The following is a 23,123-nucleotide window of genomic DNA, read 5'->3' on the forward strand; positions in this document are numbered from 1 at the left end:
ACACCACACAGAGGAGTCCGAATGTCCGCGCCGCACTCGCCCACGCTCGTCAGCCGCCTCGAACACTGGGCGACAACCGTCCCCGACTCCCCCGCCGTCCAGTATCTGGATCGGGCGCACACCTGGAGTGAATGGCACGATCGGGTCCTGCGTCTCGCGGGCGCCCTTGCCTCGGCCGGGATCGGCGCAGGCGACACCGTTGCGTTCATCGACAAGAACAACCTCGCGTGCGTCGAGGTGACCTACGCCGCGTCCGCGCTGGGCGCCGCCGATGCGATCCCCAACTTCCGGTTGGCCGGAGACGAACTCGCCTTCATCCTCCGCGACTCGAACGCGAAGATCCTGTTCGTCGGCGCCGAGTTCACCGACGTGATCGCCTCGATCCGTGAACACCTCGGAACGGTGACGAAGGTGATCGTCGTCGGGGGAGACAACGACGAGTTCGAAGCGTTCCTCGCGTCCGGCGACCCGCGTCATCCCCTGCCGGAAGTCTCACCCGATACGACCGCGCTCCTGCTGTACAGCTCCGGGACCACGGGGCGACCGAAAGGCGTACAGCTGACCCACCGCAATCTGTCGGCGCACGCCGAGGCGATGCTGTCGATTCTTCCGTTTCGCGATCAGGACTGCCTGTTGGTTGCGATGCCGCTGTTCCACGTCGGAGGTACCTGCTACGCGATCATCGGAATCCACGACGGCCGACGGTGCATCTTCACTCGTGAAGCGGACGCGCCGTCACTGTTCGGTGGGATCGCAGCCGGCGCGAACGTCGCGTTCCTCGTGCCGCCCGTGATCTCGGGTGTCCTCGCCGCGGGCGACAAGGCGATCGCCGCACTGTCCCGGCTGAAGCGCATCACCTACGGCGCCGCCCCGATGCCGCTGCCGCTGTTACGCGCAGCGCTCGCAGCGTGGCCGGACTCCGAATTCGTGCAGGTGTACGGCATGACCGAACTTGCCGGGGTGATCACCGCGCTGATGCCCGACGTGCACCGCGACCCGTCGCAGGAACATCGGATGGCGTCGGCGGGCACTCCTATACCGGGGGTGGAGATGCGCATCGTCGATCCGGTCAGCAACGCCGATGTTCCGGTGGGATCCGTCGGCGAGTTGTGGTGGCGGTCAGCGCAGACGACACCCGGGTATCTGGGTCGGCCCGACGCGACAGCCGAGACCATCGTCGAGGGTGGCTGGCTGCGCAGCGGCGACATGGGACGCGCCGACGAAGGCGGCTTCGTGTTCATCGAGGACCGACTCAAGGACATGATCATCACCGGCGGCGAGAACGTCTATTGCCCGGAGGTCGAACGCGTGCTCGTCGAGCATCCCGCGGTTGCGGAGGTCGCGGTCATCGGGGTGCCCGACGAGAAGTGGGGTGAGACGGTCAAGGCCGTCGTGGTGCTCGCCGACGACGAGAAGGCCGACGAGGACGAACTGATCGACTACACCCGGACGCGCCTCGCGAAGTTCAAATGCCCGAGCAGCATCGATATCGTCGGTGACCTGCCCCGCAATCCCACGGGGAAGATCCTCAAGCGCTCGCTGCGTAAGCCCTACTGGGATGGGCGCGAACGCAGCATCTGAAGAAAAGACAGGTCGGGGGCCGGCAATCCGACCCCCGACCTGTCGTTCGGATTCTGTCAGCGCACGCGACGCAGCAGCGCGGCCAGAGCTTGGCCACCACCGATGCACATCGTGACGATGCCCAGCTCGAGGTCGCGGCGGACCAGGTCCTTGGCGACACGGACAGTCAGGATCGCGCCGGTCGCGCCGACGGGGTGGCCGAGAGCGATCGCGCCGCCGTACGGGTTGGTCTTGTCGGGATCGAGCTTCGCGTCGCGGATCACGGCGATCGCCTGCGAGGCGAAGGCCTCGTTCAGTTCGATCGTGTCGATGTCGGACGGCGTCGTGCCGGTCTGCTCGAACAGCTTCGCGAGCGCATGCGTGGGGGCGTATCCCATCAGGGACGGGTCCATCGCAGCGACGGCGACGGAGTCGATCACCACGGAGCCCGCAAGGCCCCGCTCGCGTGCTACGGACTGCTTGGCCAGCACGACCGCGCCGGCGCCGTCGTTGATGCCCGACGCGTTACCGGCGGTGACGGTGCCGTCCTTGACGAACGCCGACCGCAGTTTGCCGAGCCCTTCGAGGGTGGTCTCGGGCTTGGGATGTTCGTCGGTGGTCACAGTGAACGGCTTGCGGCCACCGACCTCGACGGGGGTGATCTCTTCAGCGAAGGCAGCCTTGGCTGCTGCGGTGTCGGCGCGCCGCTGCGACTCCAGGGCGAACTCGTCCTGTTGCTCGCGGGTGACGTTGTATTCACGGGCGACGTTCTCGGCCGTGACGCCCATGTGCTTGCCGCTGAACGGGTCGGTGAGCATGCCGGTGGTGCCGTCGACGAGCTCGCGGTTGCCGAGCTTGTAGCCGCTGCGGGCGCCGAAATCGTAGAACGGCATCCGCGACATGTTCTCGTCGCCACCGGCGACGGTGATGTCGGCGCCGCCCCACCGCATTTCCTGAGCCGCCGACCAGATGGCCTGCAGCCCGGAACCACACAGGCGGTTGACGGTGAACGCGGGGGTCGAGATCGGCAGGTCCGCAGCGAGGGCAACACGGCGTGCGTTGTATGCGTCGCCACCGACCTGACCGATGCAGCCCATGATCACCTCGTCGATGTCGCTACCGGCGACACCGGACCGCTCGAGCGCTGCGCGTACGGCAACCGCTCCCAGCTCGTGGGCGGGTACATCCTTGAACGCGCCGCCGAAGCTTCCCACGGGGGTACGCGCGCCGTCGACGATGACGATCGGGTCCGGAGTGGTCATATCTGCAATCCAATCTGGTCGAACACTATTGTGTTGGGCCGTGTGCTGTGCACCCAGACGCAGGCTACGGCACTCAGTGCCGCAGATTCCAGAAAACAATCTACTCTCACCCGGAACGTAAGGGAAGTGCCACTCTCACAATCAGAGAATCAGACTTCCGAACGACCGGTCAGCCGGCAACGCCGAGGCCCGCTCGCCGGAACCTCTCGATCGCCCGCGGAGTGCCGAGTTCGCTCCGCGCCGAAGGGTTGCAGGTATAGAACTCGAGGATCCTGTGCAGCAGCACCGGGTCGACCGCGTAGCGCCGCGAGTCGATCTCGATCCGCGGCGCTTCCGGGAACCGGTCCAGCCGGAACAACGTGCTCGTGCGGCGACGCGCCCAGGCCGCCGTCGTCGTTCCCTCGACCCACGTCTCCGGGTAGCCGTAATCCAGTGCCCGAACCCCGGCGACCGACATCCAGGGCAGGTACGACTCGAACGACCATCCTCGCTGCCGGATTCCGTCGGGACTGAGCACGAGCGCCCCCACCGCCAGACGACCGAGCGCGACTTCGACCACGAACGCCACACACGGCACACCCAACAGCGCCAGAACGAGGCTGACCCAAGGGATGCCGTTGTTGAACAGGAACACCTCGACCGCGGCCCCCACCGCGAGCGCTGCCGCGCAGCCCACCATCGCGACGAGGGCAACGAAGACCGACAAACGTGAGCGGATCTCGGTCGCCGCGCCGAGACCACCCCGACGAAGGGTCCGCACGCCCGGTCTACCGCGCCGCGGCCACCAGAACACACATCCGAACGCCGCGGTGAGCAACATCAGTGCGGAGAGGATCAAGAAGAAACGGGACTCCGGCCCGAGGTCTGAGTCGTCGGACGACAATCCACCGACGAACGCGACGACACTCACCACCGCGGCCAGGACTATCGAGATCGAGGCCCTGATATTCCACCTCGGACGCCCCCACTCCACCGGACGCACCAGGCCATCCGCATGCCCCTGACGTTCTTCCGGGCCCTGCCCCTTCCGAAGAATCGGCCGTTGCATAGGTACTCCCTTCCGGAGCACCGGAGGCCCCGACGCCTCCGGTGAATGCCGGTCGCGGCCCGACGCTACCGCACCCGGCCCCCACCGCCGAGCGCCCCATCGGACGCCCAGCACAAAGCCTTGGCACACGCCAGTGTGACGATTACCATACCAACCGGTCAGGTGGGGTATATATCCTGTTCACACCGGGTTTATGGGGGGTCGGATCGGTCATGGCTGCAGAGTCCGAGAATTTTCATGTACGGATGAGTAACACCCACGCCGGTGAACGCGACACAATCTGTGACGATTCAGACGAGACCGGAGGAATCTGCATGACCATCCAGCTTGATTCGCCTGGCATCGAGCGCGCCGAAGCAGCACCGTCGGCCAACGACACGGACCTGGGAAACCTCTTCGACCAGATCCGCGACCTCGATGCTCATATCCTCGAGGCGGTCAAGCGGCGCTCCGAATTGTCCCAGCAGATCGGCGCCGCAGCGAAAGAATCGGGTGAGACCCGCGAAGCACAGGCCAACGAGATGGGCGTGCTCGACCGGTTCGCCGAACTCGGCAACGATGGTAAGACCCTGGCCATGACCCTGCTGCGCCTGGGACGTACGCGCCGGTCCTGACCGCCCCGCTTCGACGAAGCCCCCGCACCACCGGTGCGGGGGCTTCGTGCCTCGATCTGCGCCGCCACGAACCGGACGCGCTCCTATCCGACGACCGTGCGAGCCGACTCGTCCAGTTCGAACTCGGCCAGCGCCCGGCCGGCCAATGCCGCGACCCGCGAGGAGGGCAGGCCGTCGTACGCACTCAGCACGATCGTGACCTGTTCGAGCGGCGACAGAGCCCCGAAGAGCACGGTGTCGTCCACGCCGAGATCCGGATGCGGAGGACCGAGCCGAGGCCGCTGCATCTGCAACAGATACCCGAACCAGTACAGAACGTAGGCACACAGCTCCGGACCCACGGGCTCATACCAGGTCGCCGCAGCGCGCGCGACCGCGCGATCCAGCAGTGCGGTGTCCACGTCACGCCTGCCGGCCAGAAGTCGCGCGCAGGGGGCGAGATCCGGAAGCTTGGCTTCGAGGATGCTGCGCAAGTGCTCGGCGCGACCACCGGGCGGCGAATCCCCTCCCGGACCACCGCCGAGGCCGACCCCGCCGGGGCCACCGTCACCCACATTCGCCGACCAATACATAGCCGCGCTTCTTCCTGTGCCGTTGTGCCGTGCGCCGCGATTCATCGCCTACTTCGACTATCGTCCGAAAAGCGCCGGACGTCACACACCGTCGAAGGTGGCGTGTCGCGGCGCACGGCACGGAGTGCCACTCAGCGCAGGATCGTCTTGATCTCCAGGAACTCCTCGAGCCCGAACACCCCGGCCTCACGCCCGATACCCGACTGCTTGTAACCACCGAACGGAGCGTCGGTGTTGAATGCGCCCCCGTTGACGAACACCTGCCCGGTGCGGATGCGGCGCGCGACGGCCTCCGCGCGCGCGGGGTCTCCCGACCACACACCACCCGACAGTCCGTACTCGCTGTTGTTGGCGATGCGCACGGCGTCGTCTTCGTCCTGGTAACCGATGATCGACAGGACTGGTCCGAAGATCTCTTCCCGGGCAATCGTCATGTCCTCGGTGACATTGCTGAACACCGTGGGACCGACGAAGTACCCCGTGGTGAACCCGTGCTCGCGTCCGTCGAGCGTCAGTTCGGCACCCTCGGCGACACCCTTGTCGATATAGGAGATCACCCGCTGCTGTTGCGTTCCGCTCACGAGCGGACCGAGCTTCGAACCCGGCTCGGACGGGAGCCCGACGGTGTAGGCCTTCGCCACCTCGGCAGCGATGGAGGCGGCCTCGGGAAGTCGTTCCGCGGGCACGAGCATGCGGGTCAATGCCGTGCAGGTCTGACCGGAGTTGAGGAAGCACTTGCCGACGCCCTCGGTGACGGCAGCAGCGAGATCGGCGTCGTCGAGAATGAGGTTCGCCGACTTACCGCCGAGCTCGAGCGCCACCTTCTTCACCGTCTCCGCAGCAACCACGGCTACACGCTTGCCCGCGCGTGTCGACCCGGTGAACGACACCATGTCGACGTCGGGATGCGCGGCGATGGCCTCACCCACGACAGGGCCGTAGCCGCTGACGACGTTGAGGACACCTGGCGGCAGACCCGCTTCGTCGACGATGTCGACGAGCGCGTACGTGATCAGCGGAGCCACTTCGGTGGGCTTGAGGACCACTGTGCATCCGGCCGCAAGTGCCGCGAATACCTTGAGGACCACCTGGTGCAGCGGGTAGTTCCACGGGGTGATCGCCCCCACGACACCGATCGGCTCGCGCACCACGAGAGCGTTGCCGATCTCCTGGTCGTCGAAATCGTAGGTGCCGGCCAGTGCGGCGTATGCGGCGATGTTCTTCAGCGGCATACCAATCTGCACCGGCTTCGCCAGGCTCAGAGGCATACCCATATCCTGCGAGACGGTCGCGGTGAGTTCGTCGACACGCGAGTTGGCGAGCGACGAGATCTTCCCCAGATAGGCGGCGCGTTCCGCACCGCTCAGGGCCGACCAGGCCGGGAATGCCGCGCGGGCCGCGGCCACCGCGCGATCGACGTCGGAGACGACGCCCTCCGCAACAGTCGCGATGACCTGTTCGGTGGCAGGATCGACGACCTCGATGCTGCCGTCGCAGTCGGAATCGACCCACTGCCCACCGATGTAGATCTTGGTGCGGTCGAGAACTTCACTCATCTGCAACACCCCTGCTCTTCTTCGCTGCTACCTGTACGTACGGACCGGTCGACGATCGCAGCGTATCCGACCGCTGTGACCTGCGGCACTCACGTGTTGGCCGGTACGCCTGTGACGTACGACGCGGACCCACAGCCGTAACCTGTGCGCTACAATCGACAACGCTGCTCGCGCGCTCCACCGTCGCAACGCTCGGCGCATTCGGACAAAGACGTCTGTTCCTATCTTTGATCACCGTCGTCGGCACCGGTCTCGCTTCCGCGCCCTCTGTGCAACACCTCTGCACACAAGCGCCCTCTGCCGCCGTCGGTCGACTTCGAATCGCCGAGGAGGATTGTCCGTTGACGCATCACGCCGACACCGGGTTGTACGACAGCTCGCTCGACAAAAGCAGTTGCGGAGTCGGGTTCATCACCCGCAAGGACGGTGTGCAGACGCACGAGGTCCTCACCCGCGGGCACGAAGCCCTGTGCGTGGTCCCTCACCGCGGCGGCATGTCCGCCGAGGGTGTGGGCGACGGCGCCGGCGTCAACGTCGACCTGTCTGTCGGCTTCTTCTCCGCGCTCACCGGAAAAGACTTGCGTGCACAGGAATTCGGTGTCGGCAACTTCTTCATGCCTGTCGATGGGTCATCACACGACGACGCGGAAGCTCTGGTCACCGACGCACTTGCCGGGGCCGGAATCGAGGTCGTCAGCGTCCGTGATGTCCCCGTCGACGACTCCGTGCTCCGCCCGGCCGCCGTGGTGCGTCAGCTTCCGATCCGTCAGTGGATCTTCGGCCGCCCCGAGAACTGCGCGTCGGCAGACGAATTCGACCGACTCCTGCACGAGGTGCTACTCACGGTGGAGGCCCGCGCCTACACCGAGCCCGCCCTCGCCGGGCTCTACCCCCTGTCTCTGAGTGCACGCACCCAGGTTCTCAAGGGTCGCTTGAACTCTCACGAAGTCATCCCCTACTTCCGCGACCTCGTCGACCCACGGCACGCGGTGCACACCCTGTTCTTCCACACCCGCTTCTCCACCAACACCGATCCGCATCCGACGATGGCTCAGCCGTTCCGGCTGATGGCCCACAACGGTGAGCTCAACACCGACCGGAAGAACCGCCTGTTCGAGGGCGCCCAGGCGCGGGCCGCCGGACGCGACATCATCCGCCCGCCCGGACAGTCCGACAGCTGCCGCTTCGACCAGACACTTGCGGCACGCATCGCAGCCGGCGACCTGGATCTCGTCACCGCTGTCGTGCAGATGGTGCCGCCCGCGTGGGAGAACGATACGACCGTGTCGCCGCAGGTGCGCGCAATGCTCGAGTACTTCTCGCTCTACGAGGAGAAGAACGATGGTCCCGCGGCACTGATCTTCGGCAACGGCACCGTCGTGGGTGCACGCCTCGACCGACTCGGCCTGCGCCCCTTGCGGACCGTCGAGACGGACGAGTATCTCGCCGTCACCTCCGAGGCCGGCCAGTTCGACTTCGCACCGGAAGCAGTGATCCGCCGCGGACGCATCGAAGCCGGCGGAATGCTGTACTTCGATCACCGCACGGGTAGGTCGTACGGAACCGACGAGGCACTCGAGATCCTTGCGGCCCAGCATGATTACGCGACGAAGGTCGATGAGGCCCGCCGCAACCTCGATGCGCTGCCCCCGGTCCCCGCCGAGAAGGCCGGTTCGCCGCTGCGCTACAACGGCGATCTCGAGCGCCACCAGCGCTACGTGTCGTACTCTCTCAACCAGGAATCGTTCCGGTTCATGCTCGACCCCATGCTCGCGTCCGGTCAGGAGCGGATCTCGGCGATGGGCTACGGCAACGCGATCAATGCCCTGTCCGACCAGGAGGGTGGTGTCGCGAAGTACTTCTCCCAGCGTTTCGCCCAGGTCACCAACCCGTCGCTCGACTCCATCCGCGAAGCGGACGGAATGACGCTGCGGGTCGCACTCGGGGCACGCCCCGGTAGCGGTGCGCCTTCTGCTGCCCAGCTCGTGGTGCCCACACCGATCCTCACCCACCTCGACATGCTCCGGATCCGCGAGCAGTTCGAGACGCCGGTGCAGCGTTTCGAGATGCTGTACTCCCCCGTGTTCGACGACACCGAAGCCAATTCTGCAGCTCTCGCCACCGCCGTCGACGGTGTCGCCGACAGCATCACCGAGTTCGCCCGCACCACAGGCGGTATCGCGGTCCTGACCGATCGTCACGTGTCCGCAGATCGTGCGCCGCTGCCGATGATCCTCACGGTCGCGGCCGTGAACCAGCGACTCATCGACGACGGTGTGCGCCTCCGGGTGTCCGTGATCGTCGAATCCGGTCAGCTGTTCTCGTCGCACCATATCGCCGCGACCCTCGGCTTCGGTGCCGCCTCCGTCTACCCGCTTACGGTGCAGATGCGTGCCGAGGAGAAGTTCAGCGACGACGCCGACGCGGCGTTCCTGAAATTCCGCAAGGCCGCCGAGAAGTCACTCATGAAGACCATGGGGCGCGTGGGTCTGTGTACCGTCGAGTCGTACATCGGCGGCGAGTTCTTCGAACCGAGCTATGTCGACACCGACGACGAGGTGCTGAGCCGCTGGTTCCCGAACGTCAAGACCCCGGTCGGCGGCGTCGGATTCGCCACTATCGCGCAGGCAGTCGCCGACTGGCACAAGCACGCCCTGAGCGTGCGGGGCGAGACCGACGTACCGTTGCTCGGCCTGTTCAAGGAACGCGCCGACGGCGCCGGCCACTCGTTCGGCACCACCGCGGTGCGCGGGTTCGTCGACATGACCGAGGAAGCGGTCACGCTGCCGGTCGAGCAGGCAGGCGAGGCCGATCTGACCGACGCGCTGCGCCTGCTTCCGCTGCACCGTCTGTCCGACGCGCACGGACTCGACGACGATGCCTATCGCTACAGCGGGTTCCGCGCGCTCACCCCGAACGAGATCGACGCGTTCGACATCGCCCCCGGCTACCGCGCCTTCGCGCGCACGATCGCCGACGAGCGCACTCACCGCCCCGCAGCGCTCCGCGACGTACTCGCGCTGCCTGCCGACGTCACCTACGTCACGGCCGCCGACGATTTCCAGCGCGAGATGGGCCGGTTCGCCCGGTACGGGAACAACTCCATGCTGGTGCGAGGACTCTCCGCGTCCCGTGTCGGTGACAACGAGTTCGTGCTGCGCCTGACCGGTCCGTTGGCCGACGATCACACCCGCCCCGAGGCACTCGCGCAGTCGCTCATCGCACGGTTCGGCGCCTCGATCGTCGGATACCGCTGCTACGGCGACACCCTGACCGTCGAGGCGCTCGGGGAGGCCGCCGACTACCTCGGCCGGATCCGACAGGCGCCGCAGAGCCTGCGTCTCGACCGGATCCAGCCTGCCCACGAGATCACCCGCACCCTCGCGTCGGGCGCGATGAGCCACGGCGCGCTCAACTCCAACGCCCACGAGGCCGTCGCGCACGGCACCAACATGGTCGGCGGCATGTCGAATTGTGGGGAGGGCGGCGAGCACATCTCCCGCTACGGCACCATCCGCGGCTCGCGGATCAAGCAGTTTGCGTCGGGTCGCTTCGGAGTGTGGGCCGGGTACCTGGCAGATCCGATGCTCGAGGAGATCGAGATCAAGATCGCGCAGGGCGCCAAGCCCGGCGAGGGCGGCCAACTTCCTGCGAAGAAGGTCACGGTCGAGATCGCCGCTGCCCGCGGCGCGACCCCGGGTGTCGAACTGGTCTCCCCGCCTCCGCACCACGACACGTACTCGATCGAGGATCTCGCACAACTCATCCACGACGCGAAGGCAGCACGCGTGCGGGTGATCGTCAAACTCGTCTCGTCGGAGGGCATCGGCACGATCGCTGTCGGGGTCGCGAAAGCCGGGGCCGACGTCATCAACGTCGCCGGTAACACCGGTGGCACGGGTGCCGCGTCGGTGACCTCGCTCAAGTACGCCGGTCGGTCCGCGGAAATCGGTGTCGCCGAGGTCCACCAGGCACTGTGCGCGAACGGATTGCGCGACAAGGTGATCCTGCGGTGCTCCGGTGCCCATCAGACGGCCTCCGACGTCATCGTCTCCGCATTGCTCGGCGGCGACAGCTTCGAGTTCGGTACGACCGCACTGATGATGCTCGGCTGTGTCATGGCGAAGAACTGCAACGTCAAATGCCCCGCGGGCCTGACCACCAACCCCGAGATGTTCAACGGCGATCCCCGGGCGATGGCGCAGTACCTGCTCAATATCGCGCACGAGACCCGCGAATTGCTTGCGCGCTTGGGCCTGCAGTCGCTCCGCGACGCGCGTGGCCGGTCCGACCTGCTGCACCTGCTCGACCATCCGTCGAGCGTCGGTGAATTGGATCTGCGGGCAATGCTCACGATGGTTCCCGAGGTCCACATCGACAACCCGGTATACCTGGAGAAGGACTACTCGCTCGACGACGAGTGGATCAGCCGGCTCCGCGGCGCCCTCGACCACGAGAACGAGCTCACCGTCGTCCTCGGCGAGGGCGTGCGCCTGACCAACAACAACAAGAGCGTCGGCGCGCAGCTCGCGATCGACATCGAGCGCATACTCAACCACGAACAGCTCGGCCACGTGCCGTCCGCGTTGTCCGACGAGCGTGGACGCCGCTGGCTGCGCGACGGCACCGTCACCATCACCACCACCGGCTCTGCCGGTCTGTCGTTCGGGGCGTTCTGCAACGACGGCATGGTGCTCCGACACACCGGCACCGCGAACGACGGTGTCGGCAAGGGCCAGTGCGGCGGGCAGATCGTCGTCGCCTCCCCCGGCGGCGGCGCGAACGACCGCGGCGGCAACGTGCTGATCGGCAACTTCGCACTGTTCGGAGCCACCGGCGGCCGCCTGTTCGTTCACGGCGAGGCCGGCGACCGGTTCGCCGTCCGCAACTCCGGCGCGACGGCCGTCGTCGAAGGTGTCGGCGACTTCGCGTGCGAGTACATGACGAACGGCGCGGTGCTCAACATCGGCGGGTTCGGCAAGGGCGTCGGCAACGGTATGTCGGGCGGGTTCGTCTACCAGTACGACCCCGAAGGCCTGCTCGCCGGCAAGGCCAGCGCCGATTCGATCGTGCTCGGCTCGATCACCGGCGACGACCCGCAGGCCACGATCCACAACGCGACCGTGCTGCGGCTGCTGCACCTGCACGTCGAGGCCACCGGATCCGAGAAAGCCCGGTTCCTGATCGACAACTGGCAGGTCGAGCAGCATCACTTCGCGTACGGCATGCCGCGCGCGCTGCTGCAGTACCAGGACTTCGATGAGATCCTCGCAGCCTCGACCCGCAAGGAACTCTCGAGCGAGGTCGCAGCAGCACTCGTCGCCCATCAGGTGCGCAAGTTCAAGGCGAGCTACCGATCGGGGACGCCCGTCGCCGGCGGCGTCACCCCGAACGGCACCGACACCGAGGCGATGTACGCGCTGCTCAACAACTACACGGTGCTCGCCGCCGCGCAGGAGATGGCGTTGCAGAAGGTGCCGGGCTCGACCGGAACCGAGGACCCAGCGGTCCAGAAGGCAGCGCGCAACCTGCTGCTCACCGAGGATTTCTTCCTCATCAACAAGCTCGAACGCTATGCGCTCGAGGCGATCTCGGGACACACCGACGCCCAGCTGGCGGCCCTCGTCGCCGACAAGCGGCTCACCGACTACAAGCAGGCGCTCGCACTGCGCAACGTTCGCTCGGTGGATGCGCCCGGCACCTATGGGTGGGTCCTGTGGCAGAGCCGCAAGAATCTCGACATCGCCGGTGATCTGCCCGGCTACGAGGAACTGTTCGCCCGCCACGCGGTGCCCGGTCTCGTCGCCCCGACCCTGGGAGTTCCCGCATGACCGCGCCTTTCATTCCCGCCGACGCCCCCTTCACCACCGACCAGCGCTCGTGGCTGGCCGGCTTCCTCGCAGGCATGCAGACCCGCCTGTTCTCCGGTGGTCCCGCCAGCGCTGTCGGGACCACCGGCTCGACCCCGGCCCTGCACATCCTGTACGGATCGCAGACGGGTAATGCCGAATCGGTCGCCGAGGATGCCGCCGCGGCTGCACGCACGCACGGGTTCGCTCCCGTCGTCTCAGCACTCGACGACATCGATTCCGCAGCCTTCGCGTCGCTCGGCCGGGTCCTGATCGTGACGTCCACCTACGGTGAGGGCGAGATGCCCGACAACGCCGAACTGTTCTGGGATGCGCTGTCGGCTGAATCCGCACCACGTCTCGACGGAATGGACTTCGCGGTACTCGCTCTCGGGGACACCGGATACGACGGGTTCTGCCAGGCCGGCAAGTTGATCGACATGCGCCTCGAACAACTCGGAGCCACGCGCATCGTGCCGCGAGTCGACTGCGACGTCGAATTCGAGGACGTTGCCGCAGCATGGATCGCCGAGACCCTGCCCCTCGTCGCAGCCGTCGAAGGCATCAACGGCGACGGTGTCGCTGCCCCTCCCTCCGAGGCCGCACCGGCACGGGTGAAGTCGCAGTGGACGCGGAAGAACCCCTTCCCCGCCACGCTCACCGCCAATCGGTTGCTCTCGGGCGAGGACTCGGCAAAGGAGATCCGGCATTTCGAATTCGCACTGGCAGACTCGGGTATCGAGTACGAGGCAGGCGACGCACTGAACGTCGTTCCGGTCAACGACACCGGGCTCGTGGGGTCGTTGCTCGGCGTACTCGGGCTCGACGGCGAGACGGTCCCCGACGGTCACGACGAGACACTCGAACACCTTCTGACCTATCGGTACGAGATCACTGCGCCGAATGTCGACCTGCTCGAAGCAGTGGAAGAGCGCACGGGCAACGAGGAACTCACCTATGTACTGCGCCACGGAGACAAGGCGGCCCTCGACGAATGGCTCTGGGGCCGGGATATTCTCGATGTCCTGTCGCTCGAACCTACGCCGACGTTCTCACCGGAAGAGCTCCTGTCGGTCCTCAAGCCCCTGCAGCATCGGGCCTATTCGATCTCGTCGAGCCCCAACAGCGCCGAGGGATCCGTGCACCTGACGGTCGCGGCCGTGCGTTACGGCACCGACGAACGTGAACGGCGCGGTGTGTGCTCGACCTTCCTCGCCGACCGTGTCGGTGAGAACCAGGTGGGGATCTTCGTGACGAAGAACAAGTCGTTCCGAGTCCCGTCCGACGACACCGCGCCGATGATCATGGTCGGGCCGGGTACCGGTATCGCACCGTTCCGCGGTTTCCTCCAGGAACGCCGCGCCCGCGGCGCGACCGGAAAGAACTGGCTGCTCTTCGGCGATCAGAAGCGCAGCTGCGACTACATCTACGAAGACGAACTCGCGGATTTCGTCGGATCGGGTCTGCTCACCCGCCTCGACCTGGCCTTCTCCCGCGACCAGGCTCAGAAGATCTACGTCCAGACCCGGATGAAGGAACACGGCGCCGAACTGTTCACATGGCTCGAAGAGGGCGGCCACTTCTACATCTGTGGCGACGCGTCGAGGATGGCGAAGGACGTCGACGTCGCGCTGCACGAAGTTGTCGCCGAGCACGGCGGCATGAGCAACGAGCAGGCCGTGGAGTACGTCACCGCACTCAAACGCGAGAAGCGGTACGTGCGCGACGTCTACTGACACGCACCATGGCCGAATGTCACCCTCATACACTCTAAGTGCACGAAATTGACATTCGGCCATGCCGCTTCGGCAGATCAGCAGCCGGGCACCGTGCTACCGTCGCCCTGAATCGCGAGCAGCGTGCAGAACGTGACAGCAGAGACCTTCCACTGACCATCCTCGAGCAGCGCTTCACCCGACTGGTCGGGAAGTACGGGAGCGCCGTTCATCAGTAGGGTCCACGAGACCGTGGCAGCATCATCGCCCGCGCTCATCACGCCTTCCACTGTCGCAGTGGTCGCCGTTGCCTGCGGGTCTGCGGCCATCCCCTGCAGCGCGGGGAGAAAGTCGTCGCCGTTCTCGACGAGACCTGCGCGGGTCTCGGGCGGGGTCGTTCCGTTGAAGAACGTGACCCAGGCGTCGGTGACGGCCTGCGTCGTCTCCGCGTCGGCAGCGCCCCCTGCAGCCTCCGACGTCTCGGCCTCTGTCGTCCCGTCGGCCTCTGTAGTCGCGGTGGCGACGGTGGTCGATGTCGTGTCGTCGGTCCCGTCCGACGAATCGTCGCTACTGCAACCGACGACTCCGGCGAGAGCAACGGCGGCGATTCCGGCGACCGCCAATGCCCGACGGATGGAATGTGTGCGCACTTGGTGTTCCTTTCGAAGAGTGGACCCTCGTCCACGTGGGTGGTCCAGCCGAGTCAGGGTGCGGTGGGGTCTGCGGGGAGTCGCTCACTGAGCCGAGCGAATTCGTACGACTGACGAGCCAGCCAGAAGCGCAAGAACCCTGTGATCGAATATCGCACGAATACAGCAGATCCCACGACTCCCACCGCGATCCCGAGCAGCGCGACGATGATGGCGTCGCGCTGGACGAGCGCATCGGAGGTGTTGTGCGACATGAGGTATGCCACGATCGCCAGCACAGGGCCGAGGACCATCAGCGCAACACCGAGTTTCAACCACAGTCCGGACCGGCCGGCGGCAGGATCAGGGATCTTCAGTTCGGTCAGCTCGCGTGCGAACTTGTCGGCACGTGTTTCCGTCGCGGTCATCATGCACTTCCTAGATAGAGGGACGCGAGCTCGTCGCCGAGTTCGTCCGGTGGGCCTTCGATCTCGATTTCGCCGCGGACGAGCACCGCGGCGTGATCGGCGGTGTGAAGCACCGCCGTGGCGAACTGTTCGACGACCAACACCGCGACCCCCTGCCGCGCGGCCTCGGCGACGTGCTCGTACAGTTCGGCCACGATCCGAGGTGCCAATCCCATCGACAATTCGTCGAGCATGAGCACCGCCGGATCGGTGGCCAGTCCGCGTGCCAGCGCGAGCATCTGTTGTTCGCCACCGGACATCGTTCCCGCCGTCTGCGCCACGCGCTTTCCGAGTATCGGGAACCGCGTGTAGGCGACCTCCTCGATCTCCTCGATCGAGCGGCCCGTGAACGTCATCATCACGAGGTTCTCGCGGACCGTCAGGTTGGGAAAGACCCCGCGCCCCTCGGGAACAAGGCACACGCCGATTCGGGCGAGGTCGCGCGGCGAGACACCTGTCATGTCGCGGCCGCCGAGCAGCAATTGGCCGGAACTGACAGGATGCGCGCCACACGCTACGCGTAGCGTCGTCGTCTTGCCTGCCCCGTTGGGGCCGAGCAACGCCACGATCTGCCCGGGCATCACGCTCACGTTCACGCCGCGCAGCACCGTGATCTTCCCGTAGGCAGCGGAGACGTCGCGAAGTTCCAGAATCGGGTTCATGTCGCTCCCAGGTACGCGGTGATGACGCGTTCGTCGCTGCGAACCTCGTCGGGTGTGCCGACGCTGATGATCTTTCCGAGGTCGAGCACGTGGACCGTGTCGCACACCTCCATCACCAGTTCCATGTCGTGTTCGACGAGGAGCACCGCCACGCCGTCGTCGGCGACCGTACGCAGCAGCGCAGAGAACCGCTCGGTTTCCTCCCTGTCCTGGCCGGCGGCGGGTTCGTCGAGCAGAAGGATGCTGGGACGTGCCGCCAGGGCCCGCCCCACCTCGACGAGGCGTCCCATACCGGTCGACAGCGCATCGGCGGTCGTGTCGGCAATGGCGCGCAGATCGAGGCGATCGAGGAGTCCGTCGACAACCGAGGACGCCGTCTTCCGGTCGGGACCCATCTCGGCTGCGACGAGCAGATTGTCGCGGACGCTGAGCCGCCCGAACAGTTCGAGCCGTTGGAAGGTACGGGACATCCCGAGCCGCGCGCGACGGGCCGGTCCGAGCTTGGTGATCTCCCGGCCGTCGAGGGCAACGCTGCCGTTCATCGGCTTGCGCAGCCCGGAGATCACGTCGAACAGCGTGCTCTTTCCGGCGCCGTTGGGACCGATCAGTCCGGTGACATGCCCCGGTTCGGCCCGAAGGTCGACACCGTCGAGGGCTCTGCGTCCCCCGAATGCCACGGTGACGTTCTCAACCTCGAGTTGCGATGGCACGTTCGAGCACCTCCTCGTCGTTCTCGTCCCACGGGCGCTGCAGTCCCCACCATTCGACGGGGACCTCGGGCTCCGAGTAGGTCTCGGGGCCTCGCCGCGTCCCCAACCCGAATGCGGCCGCGGCTGCGATTGCGATCCCGAGGACGAGCACATAGCCGTTGATCAGGTCGGCGAGCCGCAGCATCCACAGCACGACGACCGCCACAGCGAGCGAGCCCATCGCGATCGGGTTGCGCAGTGCACCGTCGAATCGTTCTCTCAGAGACGGCACGACACCGTCGTCGACCGAGCCGGATCCGTACGCGAGTCCGGCCAGTGCCGGGAGTGTCTGTACGAAGTTCTGTGTCGCCGGAATCAGCGCCACCAGCGCGTTCATCGGTCCGGCGATCATCGAGCCGGTGAACAGCCCGTTGCCGACCACGCCGAGGCCACCCACCACTGCGATCAGGAAGATGCCGAGACCTGCGACGAAGTTGAACTGTTCGGGTGCCACTGCTTGCAGTTGCATCCCGTACAGCGCCCCGCCGAGACCCGCGATCGCAGCCGAGATCGCGAACACCAGGGTCTTCATGAGCAGCAGACTTCCGCCGAATGTCGCATATGCGGTTTCGCTGTCGCGCAACGCAATCAAGCGGCGTCCGAGCTTGCCCCGTCGAATAGCCGCGACGAGAGCGGTCGCCAATGCCAGGCACACGGCTGCGAACACCGTCAGTTCTGCGGTGCTGTCGAGATGGAATCCGAACAGGCTGGGCCCGACCAGGTTTGCCGATCCCATGTTGAAGAAGGCGAACTCCTGCCCGAAGAGCTCGAGCGAGGCCATCGGGAAGATCCACCGATCGAGTACCACTGCGATAGCCCCGGTACCCAAGGCCAGATACACCCCGGACAGCCGAAGTGCGGGCAGCGCCACGAGCGCACCGATCGCACCCGCGACGAGCATCGCGAGGGGTATCGCCCACCATTGACCCTCTGCACCGAAGTTGGCGCACACCACGGCACCGATTCCCGCGATTCCCAATTGGGCCAGCGAGATCTGACCGGCGTACCCGATGAGCGGGACCATCGACAATGCGATCACACCGAACGCGAAGATCTGACCGTAGGTGATCAGGTCTCCTTCACCGAGCACCGTCGCCAGCATGAGACCGAAGACGACGATGACGACGGCGAATACGATCGTGCCCCGTACGGTGGGGACCGGCACCTGGGTGAGATTGCGTTCGCGTCCGCGCAGTTTCCGATGCGGGAAGATGAGCAGTGCGATCAACAACAGGATCGCCGGCGCCGCAAGCCGAAGACCTGGCAGATACTCGTTCTGCGGCAGATAGCCGGCGAGATACGCCTCCATGCATCCGACAACGATCGCTCCGACGAATGTCATCGGCAGGCTTGTCAATCTTCCGAAGATCGCCGCCGCGTACGCACTGACGATCAACAGCGACAGCTGCATTGCGTCGAGCGAGACCATCGAGGCGATCAGCACCCCACCGAGAGCGGCAAGCACCGTGCCTGCCACCCAGGCAACCCGGTTGGCCCGCACCGGATTTGCTCCGGTGAGTCCGACGAGCGCACGGTCGTCGACGGTGGCCCTCATCTCGACGCCGGTGCGGGTGTTGAACAGCAGGACGCGTAGTGCGAGCGCCACCGCGATGGCAATGACCATCGTCATTGCCTGGTGCCAGCTGACCGTCGCCGAACCGATGTGGAACGGCGTCCGGTCGGCGAAGAAGCTGGGCAGCGACCGCGGCTCCATCGGATCCCAGATCCACCGTGCAAGCGCGATGAGCCCGCTCAGCAGCGCGATCGTCATCACGAGTTTCTCGGCGTCGCCGAGCCCCTGGACGGGCCGCATGAGCAGTTCGACCAGGATCCCGAACAGCGGTGCCAGCACCACCAGGATGACCGGTAGCGCAAGCCATACGGGCCATCCCCAACCGACACTGAGCTGCCAGTAGGCGAACGCTGCCATCATGCCGGTCGCGCCGTGCGCGAAGTTGAAGACACCGGTGGTGGCATAGGTGACCACCAGCCCGCTGCTGATGATCGCGTAGATGGCGGCCGTCGACAGTCCGACGATCCCGAAAGCGATGAACTGGTCCATCATTCGAGGTCGTTCATGCTCTTGCCGACATCGGCGAGGGTGAGCGGTGCACTCGAGGTTCCGTCGGAGAGCTCACGCGCCGGGATGTCGCATCGGTACAGGCCGTTGTCGGCTCCGAAATCTGCGGGCTCCCATCCCTCGGACGTCGCGTGCTCGACGTTGAAGCACGGCTGCGGCGGAAGTGGTTCTGCCAGATCGTTGGCCACGTGAAGTCCTCCACCGGTCCAGGCGGTTTCTTCCCGTGCCGTCTCGTAGACGCACGTTCGTGTCAGGTCGTCGCCACATGCCGTAGCGGCCTTTGCGAAGAGCAGCCACGACGACCACGCGCGCATCGCGGGAAGTGTGATCTGTGCACCCGGCGCGTACTTGTCGAACAGAGCCTTCAACTCTTCCACCGCGGGCTCATCGCTCTCGAGTGGAGCGACACCGCTGAGGTCGACGACGTTGTTCTGGAAGTCCGCAGACCTCCCCAACAACTGGATGAACTGATCGTTGTATGCGTTGTTGTTGGCGTCGATCCAGTCGAGTTTGTAGTCCATGTTGGTGAGGGACTCCTCGAGTTTGGAGAGCGAGTCGAAAGTGCCGAGGAAGACGAGACCGCGAACACCGCTGGACTTGATGGCCTGCGCATACGGAGTCCAGTCCGTCACGCCCGACAGCGGGAACAGCTCGTCATAGACGATAGTGGCGCCGAGGTCCACGAGGGTCTCGCGGTTGATGTCGCCGATCAACTTGGATACCGCAGCATCGCCGTTCAGCATGCCGATCGCACCCTTGGACTCCGGGTACGCCTCGTCCATCAACCAGGTACGGATTCCCGCGTAATTGTCGTAGCCGGGAATCTTCGACGGCGATGCCGAGACCTCCAGGTCGGCGCCCGCCGACTTCTCCTGAACGGCCTGCGCAGGGAAGCTCGGAAGCAGGCACTCGAGACGGGTTTCGACGCCGAGCCCGTCGAGTGCTGCACCACCCCCGACCAGGGCGAAGTCGTCGCGGCACGCCTCGATCATTCGCTGGCGTGGTTCCATGAGTTTCGAGTCGCGGGTGTTGGCCACGAGTTCACGGCCGTTGATCCCGCCTGCCTCGTTGCACCACGAGGTGAAGACCTTCGCGGTGTCGACGAATTCGGAGTTCTTGGTGAATCCGATGTCGGAGAACACTCCGACCTCGATCGAGTCGGCCGTCACGCCTTGGGCCGAGGCCGTGGAGGCGTCACCCGGACCGCACACCTCGCTCAGGTCGCCGAAGTTCGCTGTCGCCACCGAGTCGGATTGCCCCGAGCCGGAGTCGATCTCCTCCGCGCCATCCCTGCCACCACATCCAGTTGCGAGCACTGCGAGAGCCGCGAACGCCACAACCACCTTGTGCAATTTCAATATCGAGTCCTTCATCCGGGCCGTTTCCGGCCGTGCTGATGATTCGGGCTATCCCCGCGCCCGGAAAACCCCAGGGAGAGTGGATCGTTGACAAAGCGAACGATGCCACTCGCCGCGCACTTTCTCGGAAATGCTGCCGTTTCAACCCCTCTGCCCCGTAGCCCCCCACCACATCGAGCGCGTTCGATCTGCGATCGACTCACATATGGTGCAACTCACATACTCGAATGTCAATAACGCAATTCTCATTCTTGAAATACGTTATTTCGACGTGGAATAACTTTCCTCGTGGGTATGTTTTCCGGCGCAGATCCATCACCACACCCGTTCAGGTGTTGCGCCCGCCGTTCACGCCGAGGATCTGCCCAGTGATGTAGCCGGCTTCCTCCGATGTGAGGAACGAGCAGGCGGCGGCGATGTCCTCCGGGCGTCCCGCCCTGCGCACCGGCGTCCGTTGGATGTGCTCGTCGATGGTGCCGCCGAGCAACCCTCGCTCTTCTGCGCGACGCAGCATCGGGGTGTTGACGAATCCCGGGGGCACAGCATTGACCGTGATCCCATGTGGGCCGTACTCGAGCGCGAGCGATTTCGTCAGCCCATTGACCCCCGACTTCGCGGAAACATAGGACGACATGAATGGCTGCCCCGAATGGGTGCTCGACGAGGAGATGTTGACGACGCGTCCCCAGCCGGCATCGATCATGTCGGGCAGCACTGCCTGGGTGCAGTGGAATACGCTGTGCAGGTTGACATCGATCGCCCGCGACCACGTCTCCCAGGTGAGGTTGATGAACCGTTTGTAAACCTCGGCTCCCGCACCGTTGACGAGAATCGTCACAGGTCCCAACCGTTCGCGGACCTCGGTCAACGCCCGGTCGATCTGGACACGGTCGGTCACATCGACCTTGTATTCCAGCTCCTGACCTGACGGCGCGATATCGAACACTGCCACCTGATGTCCGTCCTTGCGTAACCGGGCAGCCACGGCCTGGCCGATCCCTGATCCACCCCCGGTGACAACAGCCGTTCTCACGTCCATGGCTCGTCTCCCGCGATCGTTGTTCGCTGCATCAACCGCCCCGACGCGGAGTCGTAGGATTCGGCGCGGTGCAGGATCCCGGTGTTGTCCCACAGGACGAGATCCCCGACCTCCCATTCATGCAGGTAGGAGAACTGCTTCTGCGTGCTCCACGCCAGTACGTCGTCCAGCAGCCGGCGACTCTCATCCGGATCCATTCCGACCACATGATCTGCTGTTGCACCCACCACCAGCGAACGCCGCCCGTCACGACGATCCCAGATCAGCGATGATTCATTCTGCGGGAGCTTGCGCCACAACTCGACCTGCTCGTCGGTAGGATCCGGATACACGGTGCGCTGCGCAGCCTCGAAACTGTGGACAACGCGCAGCCCCTCGTACCGCTTCTTCTCGTGCTCGGACATTTGCTCGTACGCTGCGTACGTGCTGGCGAACTCGGTTCTGCCACCGACTTCAGCGACCTGCCGTGCGGTCAGCGTGGTGGCTTTCGCCGGAACCTTGTTGGTGGTGTCGTCGATGTGCCAGCTGAAGGTGCCCTTGAGGTACTGGGCCGACGCCGTCTTCTCAGGATCGAGTGAGACCGTCATGATCTTCTCGTTCTTCACCGGCTCCACTACCTCGCCGAGCCGACGACTGAAGGCGATCTGGGCATCATTGTCGAGGTGTAGGCCGCGGATGAGTACGACACCCCGCCATTTCAGGGCTTCGAGTACCCGGGCGACGACGACGTCGTCGTCGAGGTTCTCGATCCTGCGGAATTCTGTGCCGAACAACGGGGATAACGCTACGGACTCCATGTGGAGCGTTCCTTTCACACCTGGAAGAAACTCGGGGGCGGCGGTGCCGCCCCCGAGCGAGAAACCGAATCAGACGGTGACGCCCGCCTTTTCGAGGCATCGTTCGAGCGCCTCGAGGTACTCGGCGTTGCCGTGGAACGGACCACTCACACCGATCGCAGCTTCGAGGAACGGGCTGTACTCGTCGTTGACGTGAGTTTCCCAGCGGGTGATCTCGGCGTTCTCGTTGGTTTCGATGAAACTGTACGAATAGAAGCCCATCGAGGTTCCCTCTACGGTGGTTCCCTGCCACCGGGTCTTCCAGACAACTCCGTTGTCGGCGGGCCAGTATTCGAAACTGGTCGGCTTCCATTCGGGGAAGACGAGCGAATATGCCTTGGCCTCCATCGTCGCTGCCCGGCCGGTGTCGACGAGCGCTTCGCTCATCAAGATAGTCTCGTCACCCGTGAAGTAGGGTGAGGTGTAGATCGCACCGTCGGCAAACTTCCATGCATCGTGCCCGTTTTCGTCGGTGTACTCTTCGCCATCCTTCACACCCTCGCGCAGGTAGGCGTTCCGATAGCTCTCGGCCAACCGGCGGTGCTGTGTGATGCGCTCTTCGGGAGTCATAGATGTCCTTTCACGGTGGGTCGTTTCCTGTTGGGGTGGAAGAGAACTCATTCGGAGATCCGGACGTCCTCATAACTGCCGAGCATGGCGCCTTCGGGGAGTGCCATCTGCAGGTAGACATCGATGTGGCTGATCTTTCCCGCGTCGTCGAATTCGTAGACCGATACAGAATTCACGACGCTGGAGAAATCTCCGACACTGCTGCGTTCCTCGAGTTCGAGGATGACGAGGTCGGGTGTTTCGGTGAGTCGCTTGAACGAACCCTCCCAGGTGGAGGCAGTGGCCCAGTTCGTGAGGAAGTCGACGTACTCGGGCCAGTTCATCACTTCCTTGAAGTTTCCGACCCGGACGAACTCATCGGTGGCGACGATGTCGGCGAGCGGCGCCCAGCTGTCTTTCGAGAATCCCGGCCCTTTGGCGAGTTCCACGAGTGACTTCATGAGAAGGCTGTACTCGAGTACTGTGCGGGCTTTTCCGGTGTAGCCGTCCGCAACGTCAGCAATTTCGTGCAAGTCCATTTCTTTCCCCTCGAGGTGATGTGGTAGTGCATTCGAAGC

At 65.1% G+C, this 23,123-nt stretch carries 18 protein-coding genes; 4 read left to right on the forward strand and 14 right to left on the reverse strand.

Annotation, left to right across the window (positions count from 1 at the left end):
- The first annotated feature begins 21 nt into the window (after positions 1-21).
- Positions 22-1,581, forward strand: a complete 1,560-nt coding sequence (locus EV641_RS06170) for a long-chain-fatty-acid--CoA ligase (RefSeq protein WP_054716247.1) — start codon at positions 22-24, stop codon at positions 1,579-1,581.
- A gap of 56 nt (positions 1,582-1,637) precedes the next feature.
- Here the strand turns inward: EV641_RS06170 and EV641_RS06175 are convergent, their stop codons facing one another.
- Positions 1,638-2,822: a thiolase family protein gene (locus tag EV641_RS06175; protein WP_054716249.1), complete on the reverse strand. Its 1,185-nt coding sequence runs from the start codon at positions 2,820-2,822 to the stop codon at positions 1,638-1,640.
- Positions 2,823-2,991: 169 nt separating this feature from the next.
- The gene (locus tag EV641_RS06180) at positions 2,992-3,870 is read right to left on the reverse strand and encodes a hypothetical protein (protein WP_241996881.1); all 879 of its coding nucleotides are present in this window, start codon (positions 3,868-3,870) and stop codon (positions 2,992-2,994) included.
- Positions 3,871-4,184: 314 nt separating this feature from the next.
- Here EV641_RS06180 and EV641_RS06185 point away from each other — a divergent pair, with 314 nt between their 5' ends.
- On the forward strand, positions 4,185-4,484 hold the full coding sequence (locus tag EV641_RS06185; RefSeq protein WP_054716255.1) for a chorismate mutase: 300 nt from the start codon (positions 4,185-4,187) through the stop codon (positions 4,482-4,484).
- An 83-nt stretch (positions 4,485-4,567) separates the two neighbouring features.
- Here EV641_RS06185 and EV641_RS06190 read toward each other — a convergent pair whose 3' ends face one another.
- On the reverse strand, positions 4,568-5,056 hold the full coding sequence (locus EV641_RS06190) for a hypothetical protein (protein ID WP_241996883.1): 489 nt from the start codon (positions 5,054-5,056) through the stop codon (positions 4,568-4,570).
- Positions 5,057-5,187: 131 nt separating this feature from the next.
- Positions 5,188-6,612: an aldehyde dehydrogenase family protein gene (locus EV641_RS06195; protein ID WP_132471170.1), complete on the reverse strand. Its 1,425-nt coding sequence runs from the start codon at positions 6,610-6,612 to the stop codon at positions 5,188-5,190.
- Between the two features lie 341 nt (positions 6,613-6,953).
- Here EV641_RS06195 and EV641_RS06200 point away from each other — a divergent pair, with 341 nt between their 5' ends.
- Together EV641_RS06200 and EV641_RS06205 are read left to right on the forward strand one after the other, a co-directional pair.
- A complete protein-coding gene (locus tag EV641_RS06200) occupies positions 6,954-12,443 on the forward strand; it encodes a glutamate synthase-related protein (protein ID WP_132471171.1) in 5,490 nt (1,829 codons plus the stop codon).
- Positions 12,440-14,197, forward strand: coding sequence for a sulfite reductase subunit alpha (locus tag EV641_RS06205; protein WP_132471172.1), 1,758 nt, complete (start codon positions 12,440-12,442; stop codon positions 14,195-14,197). The genes EV641_RS06200 and EV641_RS06205 overlap by 4 nt, the downstream gene beginning before the upstream one ends.
- Before the next feature lie 77 nt (positions 14,198-14,274).
- Here EV641_RS06205 and EV641_RS06210 read toward each other — a convergent pair whose 3' ends face one another.
- From EV641_RS06210 to EV641_RS06255, 10 genes are all read right to left on the reverse strand, one after another.
- The gene (locus EV641_RS06210) at positions 14,275-14,826 is read right to left on the reverse strand and encodes a hypothetical protein (protein WP_054712789.1); all 552 of its coding nucleotides are present in this window, start codon (positions 14,824-14,826) and stop codon (positions 14,275-14,277) included.
- Positions 14,827-14,879: 53 nt separating this feature from the next.
- On the reverse strand, positions 14,880-15,233 hold the full coding sequence (locus EV641_RS06215; protein WP_054712792.1) for a hypothetical protein: 354 nt from the start codon (positions 15,231-15,233) through the stop codon (positions 14,880-14,882).
- Positions 15,233-15,934 (reverse strand): ABC transporter ATP-binding protein, encoded by a 702-nt coding sequence (locus EV641_RS06220; RefSeq protein ID WP_054712795.1) that lies wholly within the window; start codon positions 15,932-15,934, stop codon positions 15,233-15,235. The genes EV641_RS06215 and EV641_RS06220 overlap by 1 nt, the downstream gene beginning before the upstream one ends.
- Entirely contained in the window at positions 15,931-16,644 is a 714-nt protein-coding gene (locus EV641_RS06225; RefSeq protein ID WP_054712798.1) for an ABC transporter ATP-binding protein, read from the reverse strand. Before EV641_RS06225 ends, EV641_RS06220 begins: the two co-directional genes overlap by 4 nt.
- Entirely contained in the window at positions 16,622-18,748 is a 2,127-nt protein-coding gene (locus EV641_RS06230) for an ABC transporter permease (RefSeq protein ID WP_347238218.1), read from the reverse strand. Before EV641_RS06230 ends, EV641_RS06225 begins: the two co-directional genes overlap by 23 nt.
- A complete protein-coding gene (locus EV641_RS06235; RefSeq protein ID WP_132471174.1) occupies positions 18,745-20,136 on the reverse strand; it encodes an ABC transporter substrate-binding protein in 1,392 nt (463 codons plus the stop codon). The genes EV641_RS06230 and EV641_RS06235 overlap by 4 nt, the downstream gene beginning before the upstream one ends.
- A gap of 313 nt (positions 20,137-20,449) precedes the next feature.
- Positions 20,450-21,154, reverse strand: coding sequence for an SDR family oxidoreductase (locus tag EV641_RS06240; protein ID WP_132471360.1), 705 nt, complete (start codon positions 21,152-21,154; stop codon positions 20,450-20,452).
- Positions 21,151-21,957, reverse strand: a complete 807-nt coding sequence (locus tag EV641_RS06245; protein WP_054712801.1) for a TauD/TfdA family dioxygenase — start codon at positions 21,955-21,957, stop codon at positions 21,151-21,153. The genes EV641_RS06240 and EV641_RS06245 overlap by 4 nt, the downstream gene beginning before the upstream one ends.
- Before the next feature lie 69 nt (positions 21,958-22,026).
- Positions 22,027-22,566 (reverse strand): hypothetical protein, encoded by a 540-nt coding sequence (locus EV641_RS06250; protein ID WP_132471175.1) that lies wholly within the window; start codon positions 22,564-22,566, stop codon positions 22,027-22,029.
- Between the two features lie 47 nt (positions 22,567-22,613).
- A complete protein-coding gene (locus EV641_RS06255) occupies positions 22,614-23,084 on the reverse strand; it encodes a hypothetical protein (RefSeq protein WP_054712805.1) in 471 nt (156 codons plus the stop codon).
- Positions 23,085-23,123: the final 39 nt, after the last annotated feature.

The sequence above is a fragment of the Rhodococcus sp. SMB37 genome (genome assembly GCF_004345605.1).
Taxonomy (GTDB): Bacteria; Actinomycetota; Actinomycetes; order Mycobacteriales; family Mycobacteriaceae; genus Rhodococcus.

What these genes read in the sequence shown, in the direction of transcription:
- EV641_RS06170 (WP_054716247.1), top strand. Translation starts at nt 22, where the DNA reads ATGTCCGCGCCGCACTCGCCCACGCTCGTCAGCCGCCTCGAACACTGG.
- EV641_RS06175 (WP_054716249.1), bottom strand. Translation starts at nt 2,822, where the DNA reads ATGACCACTCCGGACCCGATCGTCATCGTCGACGGCGCGCGTACCCCC.
- EV641_RS06180 (WP_241996881.1), bottom strand. Translation starts at nt 3,870, where the DNA reads ATGCAACGGCCGATTCTTCGGAAGGGGCAGGGCCCGGAAGAACGTCAG.
- EV641_RS06185 (WP_054716255.1), top strand. Translation starts at nt 4,185, where the DNA reads ATGACCATCCAGCTTGATTCGCCTGGCATCGAGCGCGCCGAAGCAGCA.
- EV641_RS06190 (WP_241996883.1), bottom strand. Translation starts at nt 5,056, where the DNA reads ATGTATTGGTCGGCGAATGTGGGTGACGGTGGCCCCGGCGGGGTCGGC.
- EV641_RS06195 (WP_132471170.1), bottom strand. Translation starts at nt 6,612, where the DNA reads ATGAGTGAAGTTCTCGACCGCACCAAGATCTACATCGGTGGGCAGTGG.
- EV641_RS06205 (WP_132471172.1), top strand. Translation starts at nt 12,440, where the DNA reads ATGACCGCGCCTTTCATTCCCGCCGACGCCCCCTTCACCACCGACCAG.
- EV641_RS06215 (WP_054712792.1), bottom strand. Translation starts at nt 15,233, where the DNA reads ATGACCGCGACGGAAACACGTGCCGACAAGTTCGCACGCGAGCTGACC.
- EV641_RS06220 (WP_054712795.1), bottom strand. Translation starts at nt 15,934, where the DNA reads ATGAACCCGATTCTGGAACTTCGCGACGTCTCCGCTGCCTACGGGAAG.
- EV641_RS06230 (WP_347238218.1), bottom strand. Translation starts at nt 18,748, where the DNA reads ATGATGGACCAGTTCATCGCTTTCGGGATCGTCGGACTGTCGACGGCC.
- EV641_RS06235 (WP_132471174.1), bottom strand. Translation starts at nt 20,136, where the DNA reads ATGAAGGACTCGATATTGAAATTGCACAAGGTGGTTGTGGCGTTCGCG.
- EV641_RS06245 (WP_054712801.1), bottom strand. Translation starts at nt 21,957, where the DNA reads ATGGAGTCCGTAGCGTTATCCCCGTTGTTCGGCACAGAATTCCGCAGG.
- EV641_RS06250 (WP_132471175.1), bottom strand. Translation starts at nt 22,566, where the DNA reads ATGACTCCCGAAGAGCGCATCACACAGCACCGCCGGTTGGCCGAGAGC.
- EV641_RS06255 (WP_054712805.1), bottom strand. Translation starts at nt 23,084, where the DNA reads ATGGACTTGCACGAAATTGCTGACGTTGCGGACGGCTACACCGGAAAA.